Origin of the sequence: Paracoccus gahaiensis (assembly GCF_005048225.1) — a bacterium.
In the GTDB taxonomy this organism is placed as follows: Bacteria; Pseudomonadota; Alphaproteobacteria; order Rhodobacterales; family Rhodobacteraceae; genus Paracoccus; species Paracoccus gahaiensis.
On record NZ_SUNI01000011.1, the window covers coordinates 69,202 to 87,915 of the forward strand.

Here is an 18,714-nt window from a genome sequence, read left to right on the forward strand (position 1 = left end):
GGTCATTTTTCCCGATGACAGGACGATGACAGGAAACATCGCTAAGGTTTCCCCATCTGGGCATGGGAGGTGTCCGGTTCCGGTGCAGGCGAGGAGGCCGCGCATCACGCCCGCCGCAAGGCGGGCCTGCCGCACCTTTCGGTGCTGTTCCGGTCCGATCCCCTTCCGCCCATGTCACGGCCCCGAGGGCCATCGAACATCCTGGGAGGGAACCATGAAGAAACTTGGAATCGCCGCCGTCCTGTCGGCCACGCTGATCGCGCCTGCGGCCATGGCCGAACTGTCCGAGCTGCGCATCATGGCGCCGGCGGGTCCCGGCGGCGGATGGGACCAGACCGCGCGCTCGATCCAGTCGACCCTGCAGGCCGAGGGCCTGGTTTCCAACATCCAGGTCGAGAACGTGGCCGGCGCCGGCGGCACCATCGGGCTGCAGCAATTCGTCAACCGCTCCAGCGGCGACGCGGCGGCGACCATCGTCGGTGGCTATGTGATGGTCGGCGCGATCATCGCCAACGATTCGCCGGTGTCGCTGACCGACGTGACGCCCTTGGCCCGCCTGACCGGCGAATATGTCGTGGTCGTGGCCGGGGCCGACAGCCCGATCGACAATGCCGAGGATCTGGCCGCGGCCCTGTCCGAGAATGCGGGCGCGGTCACCTGGGCCGGCGGTTCGGCGGGCGGTGTCGACCACATCGCGGCGGGCCTCTTCGCGCAGGCCGCAGGCGTCGATCCCGCGACGATCAACTACATCCCCTATTCGGGCGGCGGCGAGGCGCTGGCCGCGATCCTGGGCGGCCAGGTCACCGTGGGCGTGTCGGGATTCTCCGAGTTCTCGGCGCAGATCGAGGCCGGGTCGGTCAAGGTCATCGGCATCACCGCGCCCGAGCGTCAGGACTATCTGGACGCGCCGACCTTCGCCGAGCAGGGCTATGACGTCGAGGTGCAGAACTGGCGGATGATCGCCGGCGCCCCCGGCATCACCGACGAGCAGAAGGCCGAACTGGTCACCACGATCGAGACGATGGCGGCTTCGGATGCTTGGGCCGAGGTGCTGGAATCGCGGGGCTGGGTCGACACCTTCCTGGCCGGCGACGCGTTCACCGACTACCTGAACGGCGAGATCGAGGCCACCGGCGCGATCCTGACCGAGCTTGGGATCACCGAGTGATGTCGGGCCAGGACACTCTGGCAGCCGGGAAAACCCGGCTGTCCGCCGAACCCGACATCCGCCTGCATGGCGAGGACGAGGTGGGCCAGGCCAGCGGACGCCGCGATCTGGCCGGTCTGGGCATCGCGGTGGCCCTGTTCGCGCTGGCTGCCGTCATCTATTCCGACGCCTCAGGCTATCCGGTGCGCCGCTCCTACGCGCAGTTCGGGCCGGAAATCGTGCCGTTCATCGTGGCCTTCGGCATCTTGGTGCTGGCTGGGCTGACCGCGCTCAGCGCCTGGCGCGGCGGGTTCGAGACGCGGGAGCCCCTGAATTGGGGCGGCGTGATCTGGCTGGTCGCCGCCATCGTGATCGAGATCGTCATGCTCTATTCCGGCACGGGCTTCATCCCGGCCTCGACGGTGCTGTTCGCCTTTGCGGCGCGCTCCTTCGGACAGACCACGCATCTTCTGAACCTGGCCATCGGTGCGGTCATGTCCACCCTTCTGTTCCTGCTGTTCCGCTATGGCCTGGGCCTTGCCCTGCCGAACGGTCCGCTGGAACAGGTCATCGACCAATTTTTCCGGTAGGGCGCCATGGACACATTTTACCTTCTTCTGGGCGGCCTCGGCACGGCGCTGGAGCCGATGAACCTGATGTACGCGCTGATCGGCGTGATGCTGGGCACGGCCGTGGGCGTGATGCCCGGCATCGGCCCGGCCCTGACCGTCGCGCTGCTGCTGCCGGTCAGCCTGTCCTTCGGCGCGACCGGATCCATGATCATGTTCGCCGGAATCTATTACGGCGGCATGTACGGGGGCGCGATCTCGTCGATCCTGCTGAACACGCCCGGTGAGACCGCCTCGATCATGACGGCGGTCGAGGGCAACCGCATGGCCAAGCGCGGCGCGGGCGGCAAGGCCCTGGGCGCGGCGGCCATTGGGTCCTTCGTCGGCGGGTCCATCGCGACGCTTGGTCTGGCGCTGGTGGCGCCCCTGATGGTCGCGGTGGCGCTGTCCTTCGGCACGGCGGAATATTTCGCGCTGATGGTGCTGTCCTTCCTGACCGTCTCGGCGGCCTTCGGGGGTTCGGTCACGCGCGGCCTGACGGCGCTGTTCATCGGCCTGACCATCGGCATGGTGGGCACCGACAAGCTGACGGGGCAGGTGCGCCTGGCCTTCGGCGTCCCCGAGATGAGCGACAACATCTCGATCGCCATCGTGGCCGTCGGCCTCTTCGCCATCGGTGAGACGATGTATCTCGCCTCGCAGCGCATCAACCACCTGACCAAGGCCGAAAAGATGAAGGGCTCGGTCTGGCTGAACATGCATGACCTGAAGCGCTGCTTCCGCCCCTTCCTGCGCGGCACGGGCCTGGGCTTCCTGTTCGGCCCACTGCCCACCGGCGGCGCCGAGATCCCGACCTTCCTCTCCTACACGACCGAGCGCCGCCTGGCGACCGGCGAGGCGCGGCGCGACTTCGACGAGGGGCGCGGCGCCATCGAGGGCGTGGCCGGGCCCGAGGCCGCCAACAACGCCTCGGCTGCCGGCACGCTGATCCCGCTGCTGACGTTGGGCCTGCCGACCTCGGCCACGGCGGCGATGATGCTGGCGGGCTTTCAGCAATACGGGCTTCAGCCCGGACCGCTGCTGTTCACCAACAGCGCCGATCTGGTCTGGGGTCTGGTCGCCAGCCTCTTCGTCGCCAACCTGATGCTGGTGATCCTGAACGTCCCGTTCATCGGCATCTGGGTCAAGCTGCTGGCGATCCCGCGCCCCTGGCTCTACGCGGGCATCCTGACCTTCGCGACGCTCGGCATCGTGGGCGCCCAGGGCTCGGCCTTCGCGCTGATCCTGCTGCTGGGCTTCGGTCTGGTGGGCTTCGTGATGCGGCGCTTCGGCTATCCGCTGGCGCCGGCGCTGGTCGGCGCAATCCTGGGCCCGCTGGCCGAGGAGCAGCTGCGCCGGGGCCTGATGATCAACCAGGGGGACTGGACCTTCCTCTTCACCTCGAAGATCGCCCTGGCCATCTATGCGATCGCGGTCCTGTCGATCCTCGGCCCGCGCCTCTGGGCCCTGCTGCGGCGCGGGAAGGCCGTTCAGGCCTGATCCCGGGTCTGGCCGGGTCGGGTTCCCGGCACTGAGCGCGGCAGGACGGTTGCCTTGGCCGTCCGGTCGCGCTCAGCGGCTTCGCCCGGACCGGGGTGCCATCCGTCACCGGCCACGGGGCCCGCGCCGCTCGAGGATCCGCCGGTGACCTGCACGGGCCGTTGCAGGCGGTCCGATGGCTGATAGGAAGATCTGCCATTTCCCCTTGCCCATGTCAGGATCCGCCGTGACCTCTCTGCTTTTCATTCTGGGTCTTGTCGCCCTCTTCTTCGGAGGCGAACTTCTTGTCCGGGGTGCCACCGCCGTGGCCCGGCATTTCCGCCTCTCGCCGATGCTGATCGGCCTGACCATCGTGGGGTTCGGCACGTCCGCGCCGGAGATGCTGGTGTCGGTACAGGCGGCCCTGGCGGGGCAGCCCGCCATCGCCATCGGCAACGTGCTGGGATCCAACATTGCCAACATCCTGCTGATCCTCGGCATCTCGGCCGTGGTCGCGCCGCTGGTCATCCCCGTCAGGAAGCTGTGGCGGGATCTGGGGTTCATGCTGCTGGCCACGGCCGCGATCTGGATCATGCTCCTGGATGGCGCCGTCACGCGGCTGGACGGCGGGCTGCTTCTGACAGGGCTCGCGATCTTCCTCGTCACCGCCTTCCTGACCAGCAGGATCGAGCCCGACACCATCAGCCAGGGGGAGGTCGCGCAATGGAAGGCCTGGGCCATGACCTTGGGTGGGCTGGTCGTGCTGGTCATCGGCGCCCGCCTGCTGGTGACCAGCTCCACCGAACTGGCCCGCGCCTTCGGCATCTCCGAGGCGGTGATCGGCCTGACCATCGTGGCGGTCGGCACCTCGCTGCCGGAACTGGCCACCTCGCTCATCGCCGCCTTGCGCAAGCAGACCGAGATCGCGGTGGGCAACATCGTGGGATCGAACATCTTCAACATCTTCGCCATTCTGGGCGTGACCGCCCTGATCAACCCCATCCCGGCGGATCCGCGCTTCGCCTCGGTGGACATGGTCTGGGTCGCGGCCTCGGCCCTGGGCCTGTCGGTCCTGGCCTTCGCCCTGGGCGGTCTGCCCCGGATCGCCGGGGTGATCCTGCTGCTGGCCTATGGCGGTTATGTCGCCCTGATCTGAGCCGTCACGCCGACCGGACCTGCCGCATCCGACGGCGGCGGGTCCGGCCACGCGCCTGTGATCGGGGCGGCCATTTTGCAAATTGCGGCGCCGATCCGGCTGGATTAGCACCGCTCGATGCCCCATCAGATCACCCATCCCATCGGCCCGATCCTCATTCTCGATGATCTCGAGGGCGACCGGCTTGTGCTGTCCGCGCTGTTCATCACGCCGAAGGGCGCGGCGCCGCCGCCCATCGAGGCGGCGGCAGGCCCGGCAAAGGCCGTGGCCCTGGCCCATCACCCCCAGGCCACGGTCTGGCGCATGCGGTTCTCGCTGCCCGCCGATCGGACGTCGTCCTATCGCTGGAACGGCACCGATTTCCAGGTGGCCGGTGACCTGGGTGGCGATCTGCGTCTGGCCTATGTCTCGTGCAACGGCGAGGAGGTCGGCGACATGCTGCGCGAAGGCTCCGAGCGCAACGCGATGTGGTCGCGCCTGCGCGAGGAACATCGCCGCCAGCCCTTCGCGCTGCTGCTGCACGGCGGCGATCAGGTCTATGCCGACGAGGTCACCCAAGGGCACCCCCTGAGCCAGGACTGGCCGGACCGGGTGCCGGACGATCCGTCGCCCGAAGACCTGGCCGATCTGCGCCGCCATCTGCGCGAGCGTTTCTTCGAACGCTATGTGACGCTCTATGCCGCGCCGGAACTGGCGTGGCTGGCCGCGCGCGTGCCCTCGCTGATGCAATGGGACGACCACGACATCTGCGACGGGTGGGGGTCCCTGCCGCGCGATCGCACCGAATCCGCGGTCGGTCGGACCCTGTTCGCCGTGGCCCGCGAAAGCTTCCTGCTGTTCCAGCACGCCACCGTGCAGGACGACCTGCCCGCGCGCTTCGGCGATCCATCCGGCGCGCATCTGGGATGGGGCATCCATGCCCCGGGCCTGCGCATCCTGGCGCCCGACCTTCGCTCCGAGCGCACCCGCCGCGACGTCATGGGACCGGCTGGCTGGGCGATGATGGACGCCGAGGCCGCGCGGAGCCTGGAGGGGCACACGCTGCTGATGTCCAGCGTCCCGCTGCTGGGGCCGCGGATGTCGGTGCTGGAGACGCTGATGGTGGCGATCCCGCGCATGCAAAAGTACGAGGACGATCTGCGCGATCAGTGGCAGAGCCGCAGCCATCGGGACGAGTGGCGCCGGATGCTGGCGGTCGTGCGGGACATGGCGCGCCGCGACGGCCACAATGTCACCGCGATCTCGGGCGAGATCCACCTGGCGACGCGCGCGGTCATGGATCTGGGCAATGATCTGCACCTGCACCAGCTCGTCGCCTCGGGCATCGCCCATCGCGCACCGCCCAAGGGCTGGGCGCGGTTCCTGGGCGCCCTTGCCTCTCTGGGAGAGAACCCGCTGCCGGGTCATCCCATCCGCATCGCGCCGCTGCCGGGCCAGCGCACGCGCTACACCGCCGAGCGCAACTACCTGATGCTCGAGCGCGTCTCAGGAGCCTGGCGGGCGCAATGGGATCTGGAGCAGAGCGGATTGACGGATCCCTTGCTGCTCTAGGCACCGGGCTTCGGTGCCGCTGCGCATCTGTGACTGTCCTCGGCTGTGGCAAGGACCTGGTCTCTGCGACACGCAGGTGACGGCGCCTGCTGGGTGCATGCGCCCGCCTCATGTCAGATCATGGTTTCCGGCGATGTCCGGGTGGCGGCGGGCGGTTCGCCCGGGCCGGGGCGGGGGCCGGAGCCCTCCGGCATGTCGGCGTCGGCGGAGATCACATATCCCATGCCGCGCAGCGTGTGCAGCAGCGGCGGCGCGTCCCCGTCCTCCAGCTTGCGGCGCAGGTAGCGGATATAGACCTCCAGGACCTTCGTTCCCGGCTCGAAACCAAGGCCCCAGACCGCGTTCAGCAATTGTGTCCGGCTGACGACCGCGCCGGCATTCTCCATCAGATAGCGCAGCAGGGCATATTCGCGCGGCGTCAGGTCCAGCCGTCGATCGCCGCGGGTGACCCGCCGGGTGATCGGGTCAAGCACCAGATCGCCCACCCGCAATTCGGCTTCGTGCCGCCGCAGGTCGCCCCGCCGCAGCAGCGCCTCGATCCGGGCCACGAATTCGTCGAAGGAGAAGGGCTTTGCCAGATAATCGTCGGCGCCCGCCCGCAAGCCGCCGATGCGGTCGCCGATGGCGTCGCGGGCGGTCAGCATCAGGATGCGAATATCCACATGCTCGGAGCGGAGCTGGCGGCAGATTTCAAGCCCGTCCATGTCCGGAAGCATCCGGTCCAGGATCACCAGGCTGAAATCGCCCCGGCGGGCCAGCGCCAGCCCGGTAAGGGCGGTGCCCGCCACCTCGACCGTATGACCCTCGGCGGTCAGCCCGTTGCGGACGAAGCGGGCAATCCGGGCATCGTCCTCGACCAGAAGCAGCTGCGCCATGACCTGTCCTCAGCCTCGCAGGGGAAGGCGGATCGAGACCACGGTCCGGCCCGTGCCGCTTGTCAGCGAGATCGCGCCATTGTGGGTCTCGACGATCCATTTGGCAATGGACAGCCCCAGGCCGCTGCCCTCGACCGGCAGGGTGTTGCGCCCGCGATAGAACCGACTGAAGACGAAGGGCACGTCGCTGGCCGGGATCGCGGGCCCGTCATTGGCCAAAGTGAAGACTGCCGCATCGCCGTCGCGCATCAGGCGCAGGTCGATCACCGTGCCGGCATTGGCATATTTCACCGCATTGTCCAGCACGATCAGAAGCGCCTGACCAAGACGCCCCGCATCGGCCTCCATCCAGAGCGGCCCGGGCGGGATCCGGACGTCGAAGCCCAGATCGCGGTCGCGTCCCAGGATGCGGGCCTCGGCCAGCATCGCCTCGACCACCTCGGTCAGGTCCAGAGGCTCGATCTCGAACCGGACGGCACCCACCTCGGCCCGGGCGAGAAACAGCAGATCCTCGACCAGCCGGCCCATCTGGCCCGCGATCTCGGCCACCCGTGCCAGCGCCTCGCGGCGGATCCCGTCCGATTGTCCCGACCGCAGGGCCACCTCGGCCTCGCCCCGCAGGACCGTCAGCGGCGTGCGCAACTCGTGGCTGATATCGGCAAAGAACAGCATTCGCATCCGGTCGAGACGCTGCAGGCGGCCATTGGCCTCGCCCAGTTCGGCGGTGCGGCGGGCCACCTCGTCTTCCAGACCCGCCTGCACGTCCAGAAGGCGCTGCTTTTCGGTTCCCAGCCTGTCGGCGGATCCGTTGACCTGCCGGGCCAGGTCGCCCAGCTCGCCGGGCAGGTCCTCGTCCAGGCGGACGGCAAAATCGCCGGCGCCGATGGCGCGGGTCGCGGCGACGAACCGGGTCAGGGGCCGCCTGAGGCTGCGCGACAGGCCGATGCCGGCCAGGACCGCGATCATCACCGCCAGGCTGCAGACCGTGACGACCAGCCAGGTGAGCTGCGCCTCCAGCCGGTTCGTGCGGTCCTCGATGCGGCGCAGTTCGACCTCTTCGACGCGCAGGGATTCGGCCACCAGACGCTCCAGCTCGGCATCCAACCCCTCTTCGATCGACGTGCGGAACAGGTTCAGGGCCTCATCCGTCCGGTCGTCCTCGCGCAGCAGCAGCAGGCGTTGCGCCGTCTGGTCGATACGCTCGAACAGCGATCGCATCCGCGCCGCCTGCGCCCGTTCGACGCGCTTGAGTTCGGCCTCGACCGGATCGCGGACCAGGGCGATTTCCTGTTCGATCAGCCGCTGCAGTTCCGTCAGCCCGGCATCGACATCGGCCCGGGCCTCGCTGAAATCGTCGAACACCGTCCGGCCCAGCAGAAGCAGTTCGGCAATGTTCTCGGAATACCGGTTGAGATGGCCGGACAGCCTGACGATGGCGCCCAGCTGGCGGCCCGCAACACGATCTCGGTCGATGTAATGGTCCAGGCGCTCGATCGCGAAGAGGGTCGCCCCGGCGCTGATCGCCAGGGCGAGGACGTTGATCGCCTGGAACGCCGCGATCCGCGCGCCAAGCGTCGGGCGCCAGTTGCGCAGGATCCGGTGCGGAAAGCCCCGCACCGCCTGGAACCGGCCCGCGGACTGCCGGCCCAGGACATCGGCGGTGGCCGCGTGTCGATCCGGCTCGGCCATCATCGCCTTCATGCTCCCGCCGATCAGAGACCGTATCATCCCACTCGCCCGGCCCTCGGGTCAAGTGTATCGCCGGTGTCCCCAACCGACGGATCGCCGGCCGGAGACAGGCCTGCGGGCCGGATCAGAAGATGAAGTCGTCATTGTCCAGGCTGGACCGCTGGACACCCTCCAGCCGGACCGTGCCTTCGTCGAAGGTGAAGACGACATCGTTTCCGACCTGCTTGGCGCGCGCCATGGCCTGCGAGAAGTTGTTGACCGAGTTCAGCGCCGACAGGTCCAGATCGTCGTCGCCGCCGTCGAAATCGGTGATCCGGTCGCTGCCAAGGGTGAACACGAAGCGGTCCCCGCCTTCGCCGCCGGTCAGGATGTCGTTGCCCGAGCCCCCGGCCAGCACGTCGTTCCCTTCGCCGCCGGTCAGGCGGTCATTGCCCGCGCCCCCGTCCAGGGTGTCGTTGCCCTCGCCGCCGGTCAGGATGTCGGTTCCGTTGCCGCCGGACATCCGGTCGTCGCCCTCGCCGCCATCCAGCGTGTCGTTGCCGGTGCCGCCGTCCAGCGTGTCATTGCCCTCGCCAAGCGAGATGCGGTCGTTCCCCGCGCCCCCGTAGGCGGCGTCGTTGCCGCTTTCGTCGGTGATCACGTCATCGCCCGCATCGCCCCACATGCGGTCCTCGCCCTTTCCGCCGGCGATGGTATCGGCGCCATCGCCGCCATAGATCCGGTCGTCATCGTCATCGCCGAACAGGCGGTCGTTCCCGCCGAGGCCGCGCAGAAGATCCGCGCCATCGCGTCCGCGGATGACGTCGGCCAGATTGGTGCCGTTCAGAGTGTTCGCTTCACCGTTGCCATTGATGTTTGCCATGATGTCCTCCTGGGCAGGATTGCCCCTGACCGGATCGGCCGGGGGTACCGCCCAGACCTAGGACGAAGTCTTCCGTCGCCGAAGAGCCCGCCCGCCGAACCGCCCGATTCTTACCGAACTCTAACCTTCCGCTTACTTCCCGCGCCGGTGGATGTGCGTCTTTACCATGCCCGGTTCAGTTCGGCGGCAACAAGGGCGAGCCAAGAGGAGATGCCGATGGGGATCAGCGCGTCGTTGAAGTCGGAGTGCGGCGTATGGACGAAGGCCGCGCCGGGGCCGTCGCCATTGCCGATCATCACATAAGCGCCGAGCACGGTCTCGAGCATGAAGGAAAAGTCCTCGCTGCCGCCCACCGGGGAGGCGAGGCCATCGACACGGTCCGCGCCCAGAACCCGGGTTGCGGCGGCAATCACGGTGGCGACCTATGTGCCCGCGATCTCGCTGACGCTGCCGCGCTATCGCGGAGTGATGAACTGACACACCCTCGTCGGCCGTCACCTGCCTCGACGGCTATCCGATGGCGCGGGCCGGGCGCGCGGGCGTGGCGCTGTTCATCACCACCATCGCCTCCTTCGTCGGCGGCTCCATCGGGATCATCATGCTGATGGCCTTCGGCCCCACCGTCGCCCGGTTCGCGCTGGCCTTCGGCCCGGCGGAATATTTCGCGCTGATGGCCCTGGGGCTGGTCGCGGCGGCGGGGGTGGTGCAGAACTCGCCGCTGAAGGGGCTGGCAATGGTGCTGCTGGGCCTACTGCTGGGCAGCGTCGGAGCCGATGTGAATACCGGCGAAGCGCGGCTGACCTTCGGCCTGCTTCACCTCTATGACGGGATCAGCCTTGTCGCCTTGGCCATGGGCCTGTTCGGGGTGGCCGAGATCATCTCGTCCATCGCCGAACGGCGGGGCGCACCCATCACCGGGCGGATCACGCTGCGCTCCATGCTGCCCGAACGGGCCGAGGCGCGGTCGACGGCCCTGCCGATGCTGCGCGGATCGGGGATCGGCTGCTTCTTCGGCGCGCTGCCCGGCGCCGGCCAGTCCATCGCGGCCTTCATCGCCTATGCGGTCGAGAAGCGCTCGTCGAAGACGCCCGAGCGCTTCGGGCGCGGCGCGATCGAGGGTGTTGCCGCCCCCGAAGCCGCCAACAATGCCGCCGTGCAGGCGGCGTTCGTCCCGACCCTGACCATGGGCATCCCGGGCAGCGCCACGATGGCCCTGATGATGGGTGCGCTGCTGATCCACGGCATCACGCCCGGCCCGGCGCTGATCACCGAGAACCCCGAGATCTTCTGGGGCCTGACGATGAGCTTCTGGGTCGGCAACATCATGCTGCTGGTGCTGAACATCCCGCTGATCGGGCTGTGGGTGCGGCTGCTGCAAGTGCCCTATCACTATCTGTATCCGGTGATCCTGTGCCTGATCTGCATCGGGGTCTATTCGCTGAACTACAGCCTGTTCGATGTAGGCATGGTGCTGGGCTTCGGCGCGCTTGGCTATGGCATGCGTCTGCTGGGCTTCGAGCCCGCGCCGGTGCTGATCGGGTTCGTGCTGGGCCCGATGCTGGAGGAGAACCTGCGCCGCGCCATGCTGCTGGCCCGGGGCGACGTGATGGCGATGGCCTCGCGGCCGCTGACGGCGGTGCTGCTGGGGCTGACCGCGCTGCTGCTGGCGCGGATGGTCTGGCGGGTGCTGCGCGAGCGCAGCATCGCCTGAGCGCAGAGGAAAGCCCGGCGGACCGTGTGGTCCGCCGGGCCTTTTCGTGGCGGCCGTTCAGAAGCCGAACAGCTGCGCGGGGGTGTCGACCAGAATCTGCCGACGCTCGGCTTCGGTGGTCAGGCTGGCCAGCAGGTCCACCAGCGTCCCCTCGTCGGGCATCGGCCCGTGCAAATTCACATGTGGCCAGTCGCTGCCCCACAGCATCCGGTCCGGCGCATGATCGATCAGCGCCCGCATCAAGGGCGCCACATCGTCATAGGGCGCCCCCGCCCGGGTCAGCCGCTCGGCGCAGCTGAGCTTGATCCAGACCTTTTCTCGGTCCAGCAGGCGCCGCAGGCCGTCCAGACAGGCCGGATCGTCGGGCCGTTCGGGCCGCGCCATATGGTCGATGACCACCGGCGCGTCGATGGCGGCGATGAAGGGCGACATCTCGGCCAGCCCGTCACCCGCGACATGGAGGGCGACATGCCAGCCCAGAGGCGCGACCTCGGCGATCACCGCGCGCACCATGTCCAGATCGGGGCGGCCCAGATGCGGCATGAAGCTGAAGCGCACGCCCCGGATGCCGCGCCGGTCCAGATCCTGCAGCGCCGCGCGGGGCATGCCCGGCCGCAGCAGCGCCACGCCGCGATAGCGCCCCGCGCCCCGGTCCAGCGCGTCCAGCAGAGCCGCATGATCCAGCCCGTGGCCCTGGCTTTGCACGATCACCGCGCGGTCGATGCCCAGATGATCGTGCAGCGCCCGAAGCGCCGGTTCCGGCGTCTCGTGCGGGTTGAAGCTGCGATCCTCGGGCAGGGGAAAGCGGTCGAAGGGGCCGAAGATGTGGCAATGGCTGTCGCAGGCCCCTGCGGGCAGGGTCACGGCGGGACGCGACGGCGCGGTCATCGGCGCCGCGCCATCCGGCATGCAGCTGTCAGTCACAGCGCGCCACCATGCCGCCATCCACGACGATCTCGGTGCCGGTCACGAAGCGCGCCTCGTCCGAGGCCAGAAACAGCGCCGCATGGGCCGTGTCGCGCCCGTCGCCCATGAAACCCAGGGGAATGCGCTTCTGACGCGCCGCCAGCAGCGCGTCCACGTCGCCGCCCGCGCGCTGACCGGCCAGACGCGCCTCGACCATGGGCGTGTGCATCTGGCCCGGCACCACCGTGTTGATGCGGATGCCCTTGGGCGCATATTCCACCGCCGAGACGCGCGAGAAATGGATGATCCCCGCCTTGGCCGCCGCATAGGCCACCTGCGCCGCACCGGTGAACCGCAGCCCCGAGGTCGAGGCGGTGTTGATGATCGCCCCGCCGCCCTGCGCCTCCATCTGCGGAATGACATGCTTGCAGGTCAGGAACACCGTCTTCAGGTTCACGTCCATCTGCCGGTCCCAGTCCTCCTCGGAGAGCGCCACCGCGCCGCCCTTGGCCGAGCCGCCCACGTTGTTGACCAGGATGTCGACCCGCCCGAACCGCTCGACGCAGGCGGCGACCATGCGGGCCACCGCCGTGCTGTCGGTCACGTCGCAGGTATGGGTGGCGATCTCGGCGCCTGCCTCCTGCGTGCGGGCGACGGTCTCCGTCATCGTCTCCTCGCGCAGGTCCACGGCAAAGATGCGCGCCCCCTCGCGTCCGAAGATCGCAGAGGCCGCGCGGCCATTGCCCCAACCGGGGCCGACGCAGCCCGCGCCCGTGATGATTGCAACCTTGCCTTCAAGCCGTCCGGCCATGGGGTTCTCCTTCATGTCGATGGGTCAGGGATATGTCAGCGGGACAGCTCGGGGGTCTCGCCCTCGGGCAGGCCGATGGCAAAGGCGTTCAGCGTCATCGAGACCAGCGTGTAATAGCCCAGAAGGCCCACCAGCTCGACCACGCCCTGCGCCCCAAGCGCTGCGACGGCGCGCCGATGGGTCGCGTCCGACACGCTGCGGCTGTCCAGCAGTTCGGTGGTGTAGGCGAACAGCGCCTGCTGGCGGTCGTCCAGCCCCTCGGGCGGGCGATGCGTGGCAATGGCGTCGATGACGGCGGGATCGAGCCCCGCCTTCAGCGCCTCGCGCTTGTGCACGAACCACTCGTAATCCGAGGTCCAGTGCCGCGCCATCATCAGGATCGCCATCTCGGACAGGCGCGGTCCAAGGGTGGTGTCATAGCGCAGCACCTCGCCCAGCTTCTGCGCGCGGTCGCCCATCTCGGGGGAATGGATCCAGGCGCGCAGGGGTGCGGGCATGCGGCCGCGCTTGCCGCGGATGGCCTCATCGGCGACCTCGCGCTGGCGCGGGGTCATCCGGTCGGGGGTCAGGTCGGGCAGGCGCATGGGCATCCTTTCAAGGTGGTGACAGTCGGGCGCAATCCCGTTAGCCAAGGGCCGGGGGGCGCGTGCCGATGGACATCCGGGAACTTCGCTATTTCGTGCAGATCGCCCGGTCGGGCAGCGTCAGCGCGGCGGCCCATCACCTGAACGTGGCGCAACCCGCCCTCAGCCGGCAGTTGCGCAAGCTGGAGGACGAACTGGGCGTGACCCTGCTGGACCGCCACGGCAAGGGCGTGGCCCTGACCGAGGCGGGCAGCCGCTTCCTGCCGCAGGCCGAGGCGCTGATCGACCAGTTCCGGCAGGTGATGGCCTCGGTGCGCGACGATCCCGTGGGCTTTGCCGGCAGCCTGGCGCTTGGCACCGCGCCGACCTCGGGGCTGCTGATCCTGCCCGAGGTCTATCGCCGCTTTCGCGCCATGTGGCCCGAGGCGACGCTGGTGGTGCGCGAGGGGATCAGCACCTTCCTCGAGGAATGGCTGCTGGAACACCGCATCGACGTGTCGCTGCTGCACAATCCCACCCCCATCGAGGGCATCACCCTGACACCCCTGCTGCGCGAGCGCATGGTGCTGGCCGTCCGCCCCGAGGATCTGGACCGCCATGGCCCCGGCGCCATCGCCTTTCGCGACCTGCGCGCGGTGCCCCTGGTGCTGGCCAGCCTGCCGCACAGCAACCGCCGCCTGATCGAGCGTGTGGCACTGAGCCACAGCATCGCGCTGAACGTGGTGATGGAGGTGAACTCGATCCCGCTGATCAAGGCGATGGTGCAGGAAGGGGTGGGGGCCACGATCCAGACCTATGCGGGCGTGTCGCGCGACGTGGCGCGGGGCGAGCTGGCGGTGATCGAGATCGAAGCCCCGCAGGTTCTCAGCTACATCTCGACCGGCATCCGCCGCGATGGCGCCGATCCGGGGATGGTGCGCACGCTGGAGGGAGTGTTGCGCGCCTCGGTCGCGGAACTGGTCGCGCGGGGCGATTGGCCGGGGGCCACGCTGGTCGAGCCAGGATAGGATCGGGGTCGATGTCGGGGTCGCGGGCATCATCATCCTCCGCCGACGGTTCTGCGACGGCAAAGGGGGCCTGTCCAATAGCATGTGATCATGGTGCCCCATGCCGCGCGCGCATGGGCCCGCGACCGAACCGGCAGGATCATCGAGCGTGGACTGCGGAACGCTCCGATGGACAAGGGGTGCAGAGGGATGCGGGGGCGGTCGTTTGAGCAGTGCGGGTCGGTAGGCCGGCGATCATCGCGCAAAGATCGGTTCGGTCGCTTGCCGCAAGGATTGCTGTCGAGGGGATCGGGCAGACCCCATCCGCCCGAGGCGCTCGACCCCGGCGCGGCTCCGCGGCCGCTCAGGTCGTGGCGCGCAGGACCAATCGTCCGGGCAGATGCACGTCATGGGTCACCTTGCCCTCCAGCACCTCCAGCAGCTTCTCGGTCATGGCCGTGATCGGCTGCCGATAGGTCGTCAGCAGATAGGCGGGCGAGGCTGCCAGCGGGATATCATCGAACCCCGTCACCGCGATGTCCTGCGGCACGCGCAGGCCCAGATGGCAGCGCATCGCGTCGATCGCGCCGATGGCGATGATGTCGTTCTCGCAGACCATCACGTCGGGGCGCCGATCCGGGGATTGCCCGGCCAGAAAGCGCGTGACCCGCGCGATCGACGCGCCCGAGTCATACGCATCCGCATGGAGCGTGGGAACCGGGGTGCCGGTGCGCTCCTGCCAGTAGGCGGTGAAGGTGGATTTCCGATGCAGCTTGGCCGATTGGGTGTCGGGACCTGCCAGAAAGACCGGTCGTCGATAGCCCTTCTCCAGAAGGTGGTCCGCGATGTCGCGCATCGCGATCACATCGTCGCAGGCGATGGTCAACGTGCCGGGATTCTGGCTGTAGCGGGCAAAGATGACCAGCTTCTTCACCCGCCGCGCGCCAAGCGCCGTGTTCAGCACCGCGTCGTTGAACCGCGTGCCGATCAGCACCGCCGCATCCACCCTCCGCTGGCTGGCGGCCAGAAGCGCGGCGGAGGCGTCGTCGCTGTCGGACATGTGCATCAGCAGCGTGGCCCAGCCTTTGGCCCAGAGGATCCGGGTTAGCCGCTCCAGCAGAACCAGCTTGTGCGGATTGTTGAAGTCGTTCGTAATGATCGCCACCAGCCCGGACCTGTCCGAGGCCAGCCCCGAGGCCAGCAGGTCGGGCGCATAGCCAAGCGCCTCGGCGGCGGCGATCACCCGTTCACGGCTCTTGCGCGAGATCGAGGCATCCTTCTTGAAGGCCCGCGCCACGGTCCAGCGCGACACGCCTGCCGCCGCTGCCACGTCATCCGCCGTCACGCTGCCGTCATTGTCGTCCAGACTGTTCATCGCGTCAGGGTACCCTGACGGGCCCGCCGCCGGAAGGGTCTTGCACGCGCGTGCAGATTATAGTTGCACGCGCGTGCAAGACGCGGCATCCTGACTGCGGAGAGAGACTTCGGACGTGAGTCGAGGGGGGATGCGGAATGCTGAAGGTTGCCCTGTTGGGGGCCGGCCGGATCGGGCTGGTTCATGCGAAATCGATGACCGCCACCACAGCCAGCCGCGTGGTGGCCGTGGCCGATGTCAACATGCAGGCGGCCCGCGATCTGGCCGACCGGATCGGCGCCCAGGCCCGCAGCGTCGAGGACATCCTCGCGGACACCGACATCGAGGCGGTGCTGATCGCGACCTCGACCGACACCCATTCCGACCTGATCACCCGCGCCACCGCCGCCGGCAAGGCGGTCCTGTGCGAAAAGCCGGTGGATCTGTCGCTGGAGCGGGCGCTAGCCACCCTAGCTGCCGCCGAGGCCACCGGATGCCCGGTGATGATCGGCTTCAACCGCCGGTTCGATCCGAATTTCGCGGCGCTCAAGGCAGCGTTCGACGACGGCCAGATCGGCGCCGGAGAGCTGCTGTCGATCACCTCCTTCGATCCCGCGCCGCCACCGGTGGACTATATCGCAAGCTCGGGCGGGCTGTTCCGGGACATGATGATCCATGATTTCGACATGGCCTGCTGGCTGTTCGGCGGCCCGCCCGCCCGCATCACGGCGCAGGGCGCGTCGCTGGTCGATCCGGCCATCGGGGCCGCGGGCGACGTGGATACGGCTGTCGTCACGATGGTCTGGGACGATGGGCGCCTTGCGGTCGTCAAGAACTCGCGCCGCGCCGGCTACGGTTATGACCAGCGGATCGAGATTCTGGGGTCGGGCGGGTTGCTGTCGGCCAGCAACGTGCTGGAAAACACCGTGCAGAAGATCACCACCGCCGGCGCGGTCAGTGCCAAGCCGCTGCATTTCTTCCTGGAACGCTACATGCGCGCCTATGAGGACGAATGGGCCGCGTTCCTGACGGCGGTGACCACCGGGGCGCCGATGCCCGTCACCCTGCGCGAGGGCGTGGCGGCCCTGGCCTGCGCCGAGGCCGCGACCCGGTCCCTGCATGGCGGGGCCAGCGTGGCGATCACCCCCGACATGCTGGGCTAGGGTCATGCGCGAGATCGGTTGCTGCACCTGGATCTTCGGCGGTGAGGATCTGCCCGCCATTGCCGCACGCGCTACACGCGCCGGGTTGGCCGGGGTCGAGATCCACGGCGATCTGTCGCTGGACCCGGTCGTCGCGGGGGCCGTCTTCGCGGATGCGGGGCTGGCCATCTGGTCGATCACGCCGGGGGATGCCGATATCAGCCATCCCGACGCGGCGGTGCGCGAGGCGGGCCTCGACTATTACCGCCGGCTGATCGACTGGTCCGACGCCCTGGGCCATGCCCCGCGCATCGGCTGCCACGGTCTGGTCGGGCGCATCCGCCCGGTCTCGGACAGGGACGAGGATGCGATCCTGGCCGACAGCGTCGCGCGGATCTGCGCCATGGCGGGCGACCGGCGCATCTGCTTCGAGATCCTGAACCGCTATGAAAGCCATCAGGTCCGCCGCGTGGATCAGGGGCTGGCGCTGCTGGACCGGGTGGGGGCCGCGAACCTGTTCCTGCTGCCCGACGCCTATCACATGAACATCGAGGAATCCGATCCCGCCGCCGCATTGCGGGCCGGGGGCGACCGGATCGGCCTCTATCATCTGGCCGACAGCAACCGGGGCGCGGTGGGGGAGGGGCATGTCGATTTCGCCGCCCAGTTCGCCGCGTTGCAGGCGATCGGCTATGCGGGTCCGCTGATCTTGGAACCCGCCGCGCCCGGCCCCGATCCGTTCTCGACGGACAAGGGACCGGGCTACCGAGACCGGCTCGAGGCGATTCTGGCGCGGTCCGTCCGCGCCATCCGCGCCTTGGGCCACTGACAACCCGCGCGCACGAAGACGCGCCGGCCATCGTCGACGGAGGGAGCCGTCGGCAGATCACAACCTGGGAGGGTTACACATGACCAAATTCACCACCGCTGCCGCCACTGCCGCGCTGATGGCGCTTGCCGCGCCCGTCATGGCACAGAACATCATCGTGGTCGCGCATGGCCAGGCCAATGATCCGTTCTGGTCCGTCGTCAAGAACGGCGCCGCCAAGGCCGGCGAACATACCGGCGCCACGGTCGATTTCCGGTCGCCCGAAGTGTTCGACATGGTCGCCATGGGCCAGCTGATCGACGCCGCCGTCAACCAGGCGCCCGACGGGCTGGTCGTGTCGATCCCGGATGCCGACGCGCTCGGGCCCTCGATCCAGCGGGCGGTCGATGCGGGCATTCCGGTCATCTCGATGAATTCGGGCTCGGATGTCGCGGCCGAACTGGGCGCGTTGCTGCATGTGGGCCAGTCGGAATACGACGCGGGCGTGGCCGCGGGCACGCGGCTGGCCGAGATGGGCGGCACCAAGGGCATCTGCGTCAACCAGGAGGTCGGCAATGTCAGCCTGGACCAGCGCTGCGCCGGCTTCGCCGAGGGCTTCGGCAATCCGGTCAGCGTCGTGCCCACCGCCAACGATCCGACCGAGGTGCAGTCCAAGGTCCGTGCCGCGCTGGATTCCGATCCTGAGGTGGACACCATCCTGGGTCTGGGGGCCAGTCTGGTCGGCGAGCCCTCCGTCGCCGCCGTGCAGGCGCTTGGCCGTGACGACGTGCTGATCGCCAGCTTCGATCTGTCGGCGGGCTTCCTGCAGGCGGTCGCGGACGGGCAGGCGGCCTTCGCCATCGACCAGCAGCAATACCTGCAGGGCTATCTGCCGGTCGCCTTCCTGGCGCTGCACGCGGAATACGGCCTGATGCCGGGCGGAGACGTGCCCTCGGGTCCGAACCTGGTCACCCAGGACAGTGCCGCCCAGGTGATCGAGCTGTCCGCGCAGGGCATCCGCTGATCTGACCGGCGGGCGCGGACC

17 protein-coding genes and 1 pseudogene are annotated in these 18,714 nt (G+C 68.7%); 10 read left to right on the forward strand and 8 right to left on the reverse strand.

The window, feature by feature from the left end; genetic code table 11:
* Nucleotides 1–214 precede the first annotated feature (214 nt).
* From FA743_RS12100 to FA743_RS12120, 5 genes are all read left to right on the forward strand, one after another.
* The gene (locus FA743_RS12100) at nucleotides 215–1,168 is read left to right on the forward strand and encodes a Bug family tripartite tricarboxylate transporter substrate binding protein (RefSeq protein WP_136886365.1); all 954 of its coding nucleotides are present in this window, start codon (nucleotides 215–217) and stop codon (nucleotides 1,166–1,168) included.
* Nucleotides 1,168–1,737: a tripartite tricarboxylate transporter TctB family protein gene (locus tag FA743_RS12105; RefSeq protein WP_136886366.1), complete on the forward strand. Its 570-nt coding sequence runs from the start codon at nucleotides 1,168–1,170 to the stop codon at nucleotides 1,735–1,737. Before FA743_RS12100 ends, FA743_RS12105 begins: the two co-directional genes overlap by 1 nt.
* A gap of 6 nt (nucleotides 1,738–1,743) precedes the next feature.
* Entirely contained in the window at nucleotides 1,744–3,255 is a 1,512-nt protein-coding gene (locus FA743_RS12110; RefSeq protein WP_136886367.1) for a tripartite tricarboxylate transporter permease, read from the forward strand.
* 226 nt (nucleotides 3,256–3,481) lie between these two features.
* Nucleotides 3,482–4,390 carry a calcium/sodium antiporter gene (locus FA743_RS12115; RefSeq protein ID WP_136886368.1) on the forward strand — a complete coding sequence of 303 codons (909 nt, stop codon included), beginning with the start codon at nucleotides 3,482–3,484 and terminating at the stop codon, nucleotides 4,388–4,390.
* Between the two features lie 117 nt (nucleotides 4,391–4,507).
* Nucleotides 4,508–5,941: an alkaline phosphatase D family protein gene (locus tag FA743_RS12120; protein ID WP_136886369.1), complete on the forward strand. Its 1,434-nt coding sequence runs from the start codon at nucleotides 4,508–4,510 to the stop codon at nucleotides 5,939–5,941.
* Nucleotides 5,942–6,054: 113 nt separating this feature from the next.
* On the opposite strand, the gene FA743_RS12125 is transcribed toward FA743_RS12120, so the two are convergent.
* The 4 genes from FA743_RS12125 to FA743_RS12140 all read right to left on the reverse strand — a co-directional run bounded on the left by FA743_RS12125 (nucleotide 6,055) and on the right by FA743_RS12140 (nucleotide 9,780).
* On the reverse strand, nucleotides 6,055–6,816 hold the full coding sequence (locus FA743_RS12125) for a response regulator transcription factor (protein WP_136886370.1): 762 nt from the start codon (nucleotides 6,814–6,816) through the stop codon (nucleotides 6,055–6,057).
* A 9-nt stretch (nucleotides 6,817–6,825) separates the two neighbouring features.
* A complete protein-coding gene (locus FA743_RS12130) occupies nucleotides 6,826–8,544 on the reverse strand; it encodes a sensor histidine kinase (protein ID WP_136886371.1) in 1,719 nt (572 codons plus the stop codon).
* 85 nt (nucleotides 8,545–8,629) lie between these two features.
* On the reverse strand, nucleotides 8,630–9,367 hold the full coding sequence (locus FA743_RS20795; protein ID WP_136886372.1) for a calcium-binding protein: 738 nt from the start codon (nucleotides 9,365–9,367) through the stop codon (nucleotides 8,630–8,632).
* Nucleotides 9,368–9,528: 161 nt separating this feature from the next.
* On the reverse strand, nucleotides 9,529–9,780 hold the full coding sequence (locus tag FA743_RS12140) for a M20/M25/M40 family metallo-hydrolase (protein WP_136886373.1): 252 nt from the start codon (nucleotides 9,778–9,780) through the stop codon (nucleotides 9,529–9,531).
* A 77-nt stretch (nucleotides 9,781–9,857) separates the two neighbouring features.
* Between FA743_RS12140 and FA743_RS12145 the strand changes: the two are divergent.
* A pseudogene (locus FA743_RS12145) lies at nucleotides 9,858–11,078 on the forward strand (tripartite tricarboxylate transporter permease); the annotation flags it as partial.
* A 57-nt stretch (nucleotides 11,079–11,135) separates the two neighbouring features.
* Here FA743_RS12145 and FA743_RS12150 read toward each other — a convergent pair.
* The 3 genes from FA743_RS12150 to FA743_RS12160 are packed head-to-tail and all read right to left on the reverse strand — an operon-like array spanning nucleotide 11,136 to nucleotide 13,379.
* Nucleotides 11,136–12,002, reverse strand: coding sequence for an amidohydrolase family protein (locus FA743_RS12150; protein WP_211242263.1), 867 nt, complete (start codon nucleotides 12,000–12,002; stop codon nucleotides 11,136–11,138).
* Nucleotides 11,995–12,795, reverse strand: coding sequence for an SDR family NAD(P)-dependent oxidoreductase (locus tag FA743_RS12155; protein ID WP_136886375.1), 801 nt, complete (start codon nucleotides 12,793–12,795; stop codon nucleotides 11,995–11,997). Before FA743_RS12155 ends, FA743_RS12150 begins: the two co-directional genes overlap by 8 nt.
* 35 nt (nucleotides 12,796–12,830) lie before the next feature.
* Complete coding sequence (locus FA743_RS12160; protein WP_136886420.1) at nucleotides 12,831–13,379, reverse strand: carboxymuconolactone decarboxylase family protein; 549 nt, start codon at nucleotides 13,377–13,379, stop codon at nucleotides 12,831–12,833.
* Between the two features lie 68 nt (nucleotides 13,380–13,447).
* Between FA743_RS12160 and FA743_RS12165 the strand changes: the two genes are divergently transcribed.
* Nucleotides 13,448–14,386, forward strand: coding sequence for a LysR family transcriptional regulator (locus FA743_RS12165; protein ID WP_136886421.1), 939 nt, complete (start codon nucleotides 13,448–13,450; stop codon nucleotides 14,384–14,386).
* A gap of 343 nt (nucleotides 14,387–14,729) precedes the next feature.
* On the opposite strand, the gene FA743_RS12170 is transcribed toward FA743_RS12165, so the two are convergent.
* Nucleotides 14,730–15,740, reverse strand: coding sequence for a LacI family DNA-binding transcriptional regulator (locus tag FA743_RS12170; RefSeq protein WP_136886376.1), 1,011 nt, complete (start codon nucleotides 15,738–15,740; stop codon nucleotides 14,730–14,732).
* A gap of 137 nt (nucleotides 15,741–15,877) precedes the next feature.
* Here FA743_RS12170 and iolG point away from each other — a divergent pair, with 137 nt between their 5' ends.
* From iolG to FA743_RS12185, 3 genes are all read left to right on the forward strand, one after another.
* Complete coding sequence (gene iolG, locus FA743_RS12175; protein WP_136886377.1) at nucleotides 15,878–16,882, forward strand: inositol 2-dehydrogenase; 1,005 nt, start codon at nucleotides 15,878–15,880, stop codon at nucleotides 16,880–16,882.
* A gap of 4 nt (nucleotides 16,883–16,886) precedes the next feature.
* Nucleotides 16,887–17,690, forward strand: a complete 804-nt coding sequence (locus FA743_RS12180) for a sugar phosphate isomerase/epimerase family protein (RefSeq protein ID WP_136886378.1) — start codon at nucleotides 16,887–16,889, stop codon at nucleotides 17,688–17,690.
* 79 nt (nucleotides 17,691–17,769) lie between these two features.
* Entirely contained in the window at nucleotides 17,770–18,693 is a 924-nt protein-coding gene (locus FA743_RS12185; RefSeq protein WP_136886379.1) for a sugar ABC transporter substrate-binding protein, read from the forward strand.
* The last annotated feature ends 21 nt before the right edge of the window (nucleotides 18,694–18,714 follow it).

Coding starts and splice junctions, on each gene's coding strand:
- FA743_RS12100 (WP_136886365.1), top strand. CDS start 215: ATGAAGAAACTTGGAATCGCCGCCGTCCTGTCGGCCACGCTGATCGCG.
- FA743_RS12105 (WP_136886366.1), top strand. CDS start 1,168: ATGTCGGGCCAGGACACTCTGGCAGCCGGGAAAACCCGGCTGTCCGCC.
- FA743_RS12110 (WP_136886367.1), top strand. CDS start 1,744: ATGGACACATTTTACCTTCTTCTGGGCGGCCTCGGCACGGCGCTGGAG.
- FA743_RS12120 (WP_136886369.1), top strand. CDS start 4,508: ATGCCCCATCAGATCACCCATCCCATCGGCCCGATCCTCATTCTCGAT.
- FA743_RS12125 (WP_136886370.1), bottom strand. CDS start 6,816: ATGGCGCAGCTGCTTCTGGTCGAGGACGATGCCCGGATTGCCCGCTTC.
- FA743_RS12130 (WP_136886371.1), bottom strand. CDS start 8,544: ATGATACGGTCTCTGATCGGCGGGAGCATGAAGGCGATGATGGCCGAG.
- FA743_RS20795 (WP_136886372.1), bottom strand. CDS start 9,367: ATGGCAAACATCAATGGCAACGGTGAAGCGAACACTCTGAACGGCACC.
- FA743_RS12155 (WP_136886375.1), bottom strand. CDS start 12,795: ATGGCCGGACGGCTTGAAGGCAAGGTTGCAATCATCACGGGCGCGGGC.
- FA743_RS12160 (WP_136886420.1), bottom strand. CDS start 13,379: ATGCGCCTGCCCGACCTGACCCCCGACCGGATGACCCCGCGCCAGCGC.
- FA743_RS12165 (WP_136886421.1), top strand. CDS start 13,448: ATGGACATCCGGGAACTTCGCTATTTCGTGCAGATCGCCCGGTCGGGC.
- FA743_RS12170 (WP_136886376.1), bottom strand. CDS start 15,740: ATGAACAGTCTGGACGACAATGACGGCAGCGTGACGGCGGATGACGTG.
- iolG (WP_136886377.1), top strand. CDS start 15,878: ATGCTGAAGGTTGCCCTGTTGGGGGCCGGCCGGATCGGGCTGGTTCAT.
- FA743_RS12180 (WP_136886378.1), top strand. CDS start 16,887: ATGCGCGAGATCGGTTGCTGCACCTGGATCTTCGGCGGTGAGGATCTG.
- FA743_RS12185 (WP_136886379.1), top strand. CDS start 17,770: ATGACCAAATTCACCACCGCTGCCGCCACTGCCGCGCTGATGGCGCTT.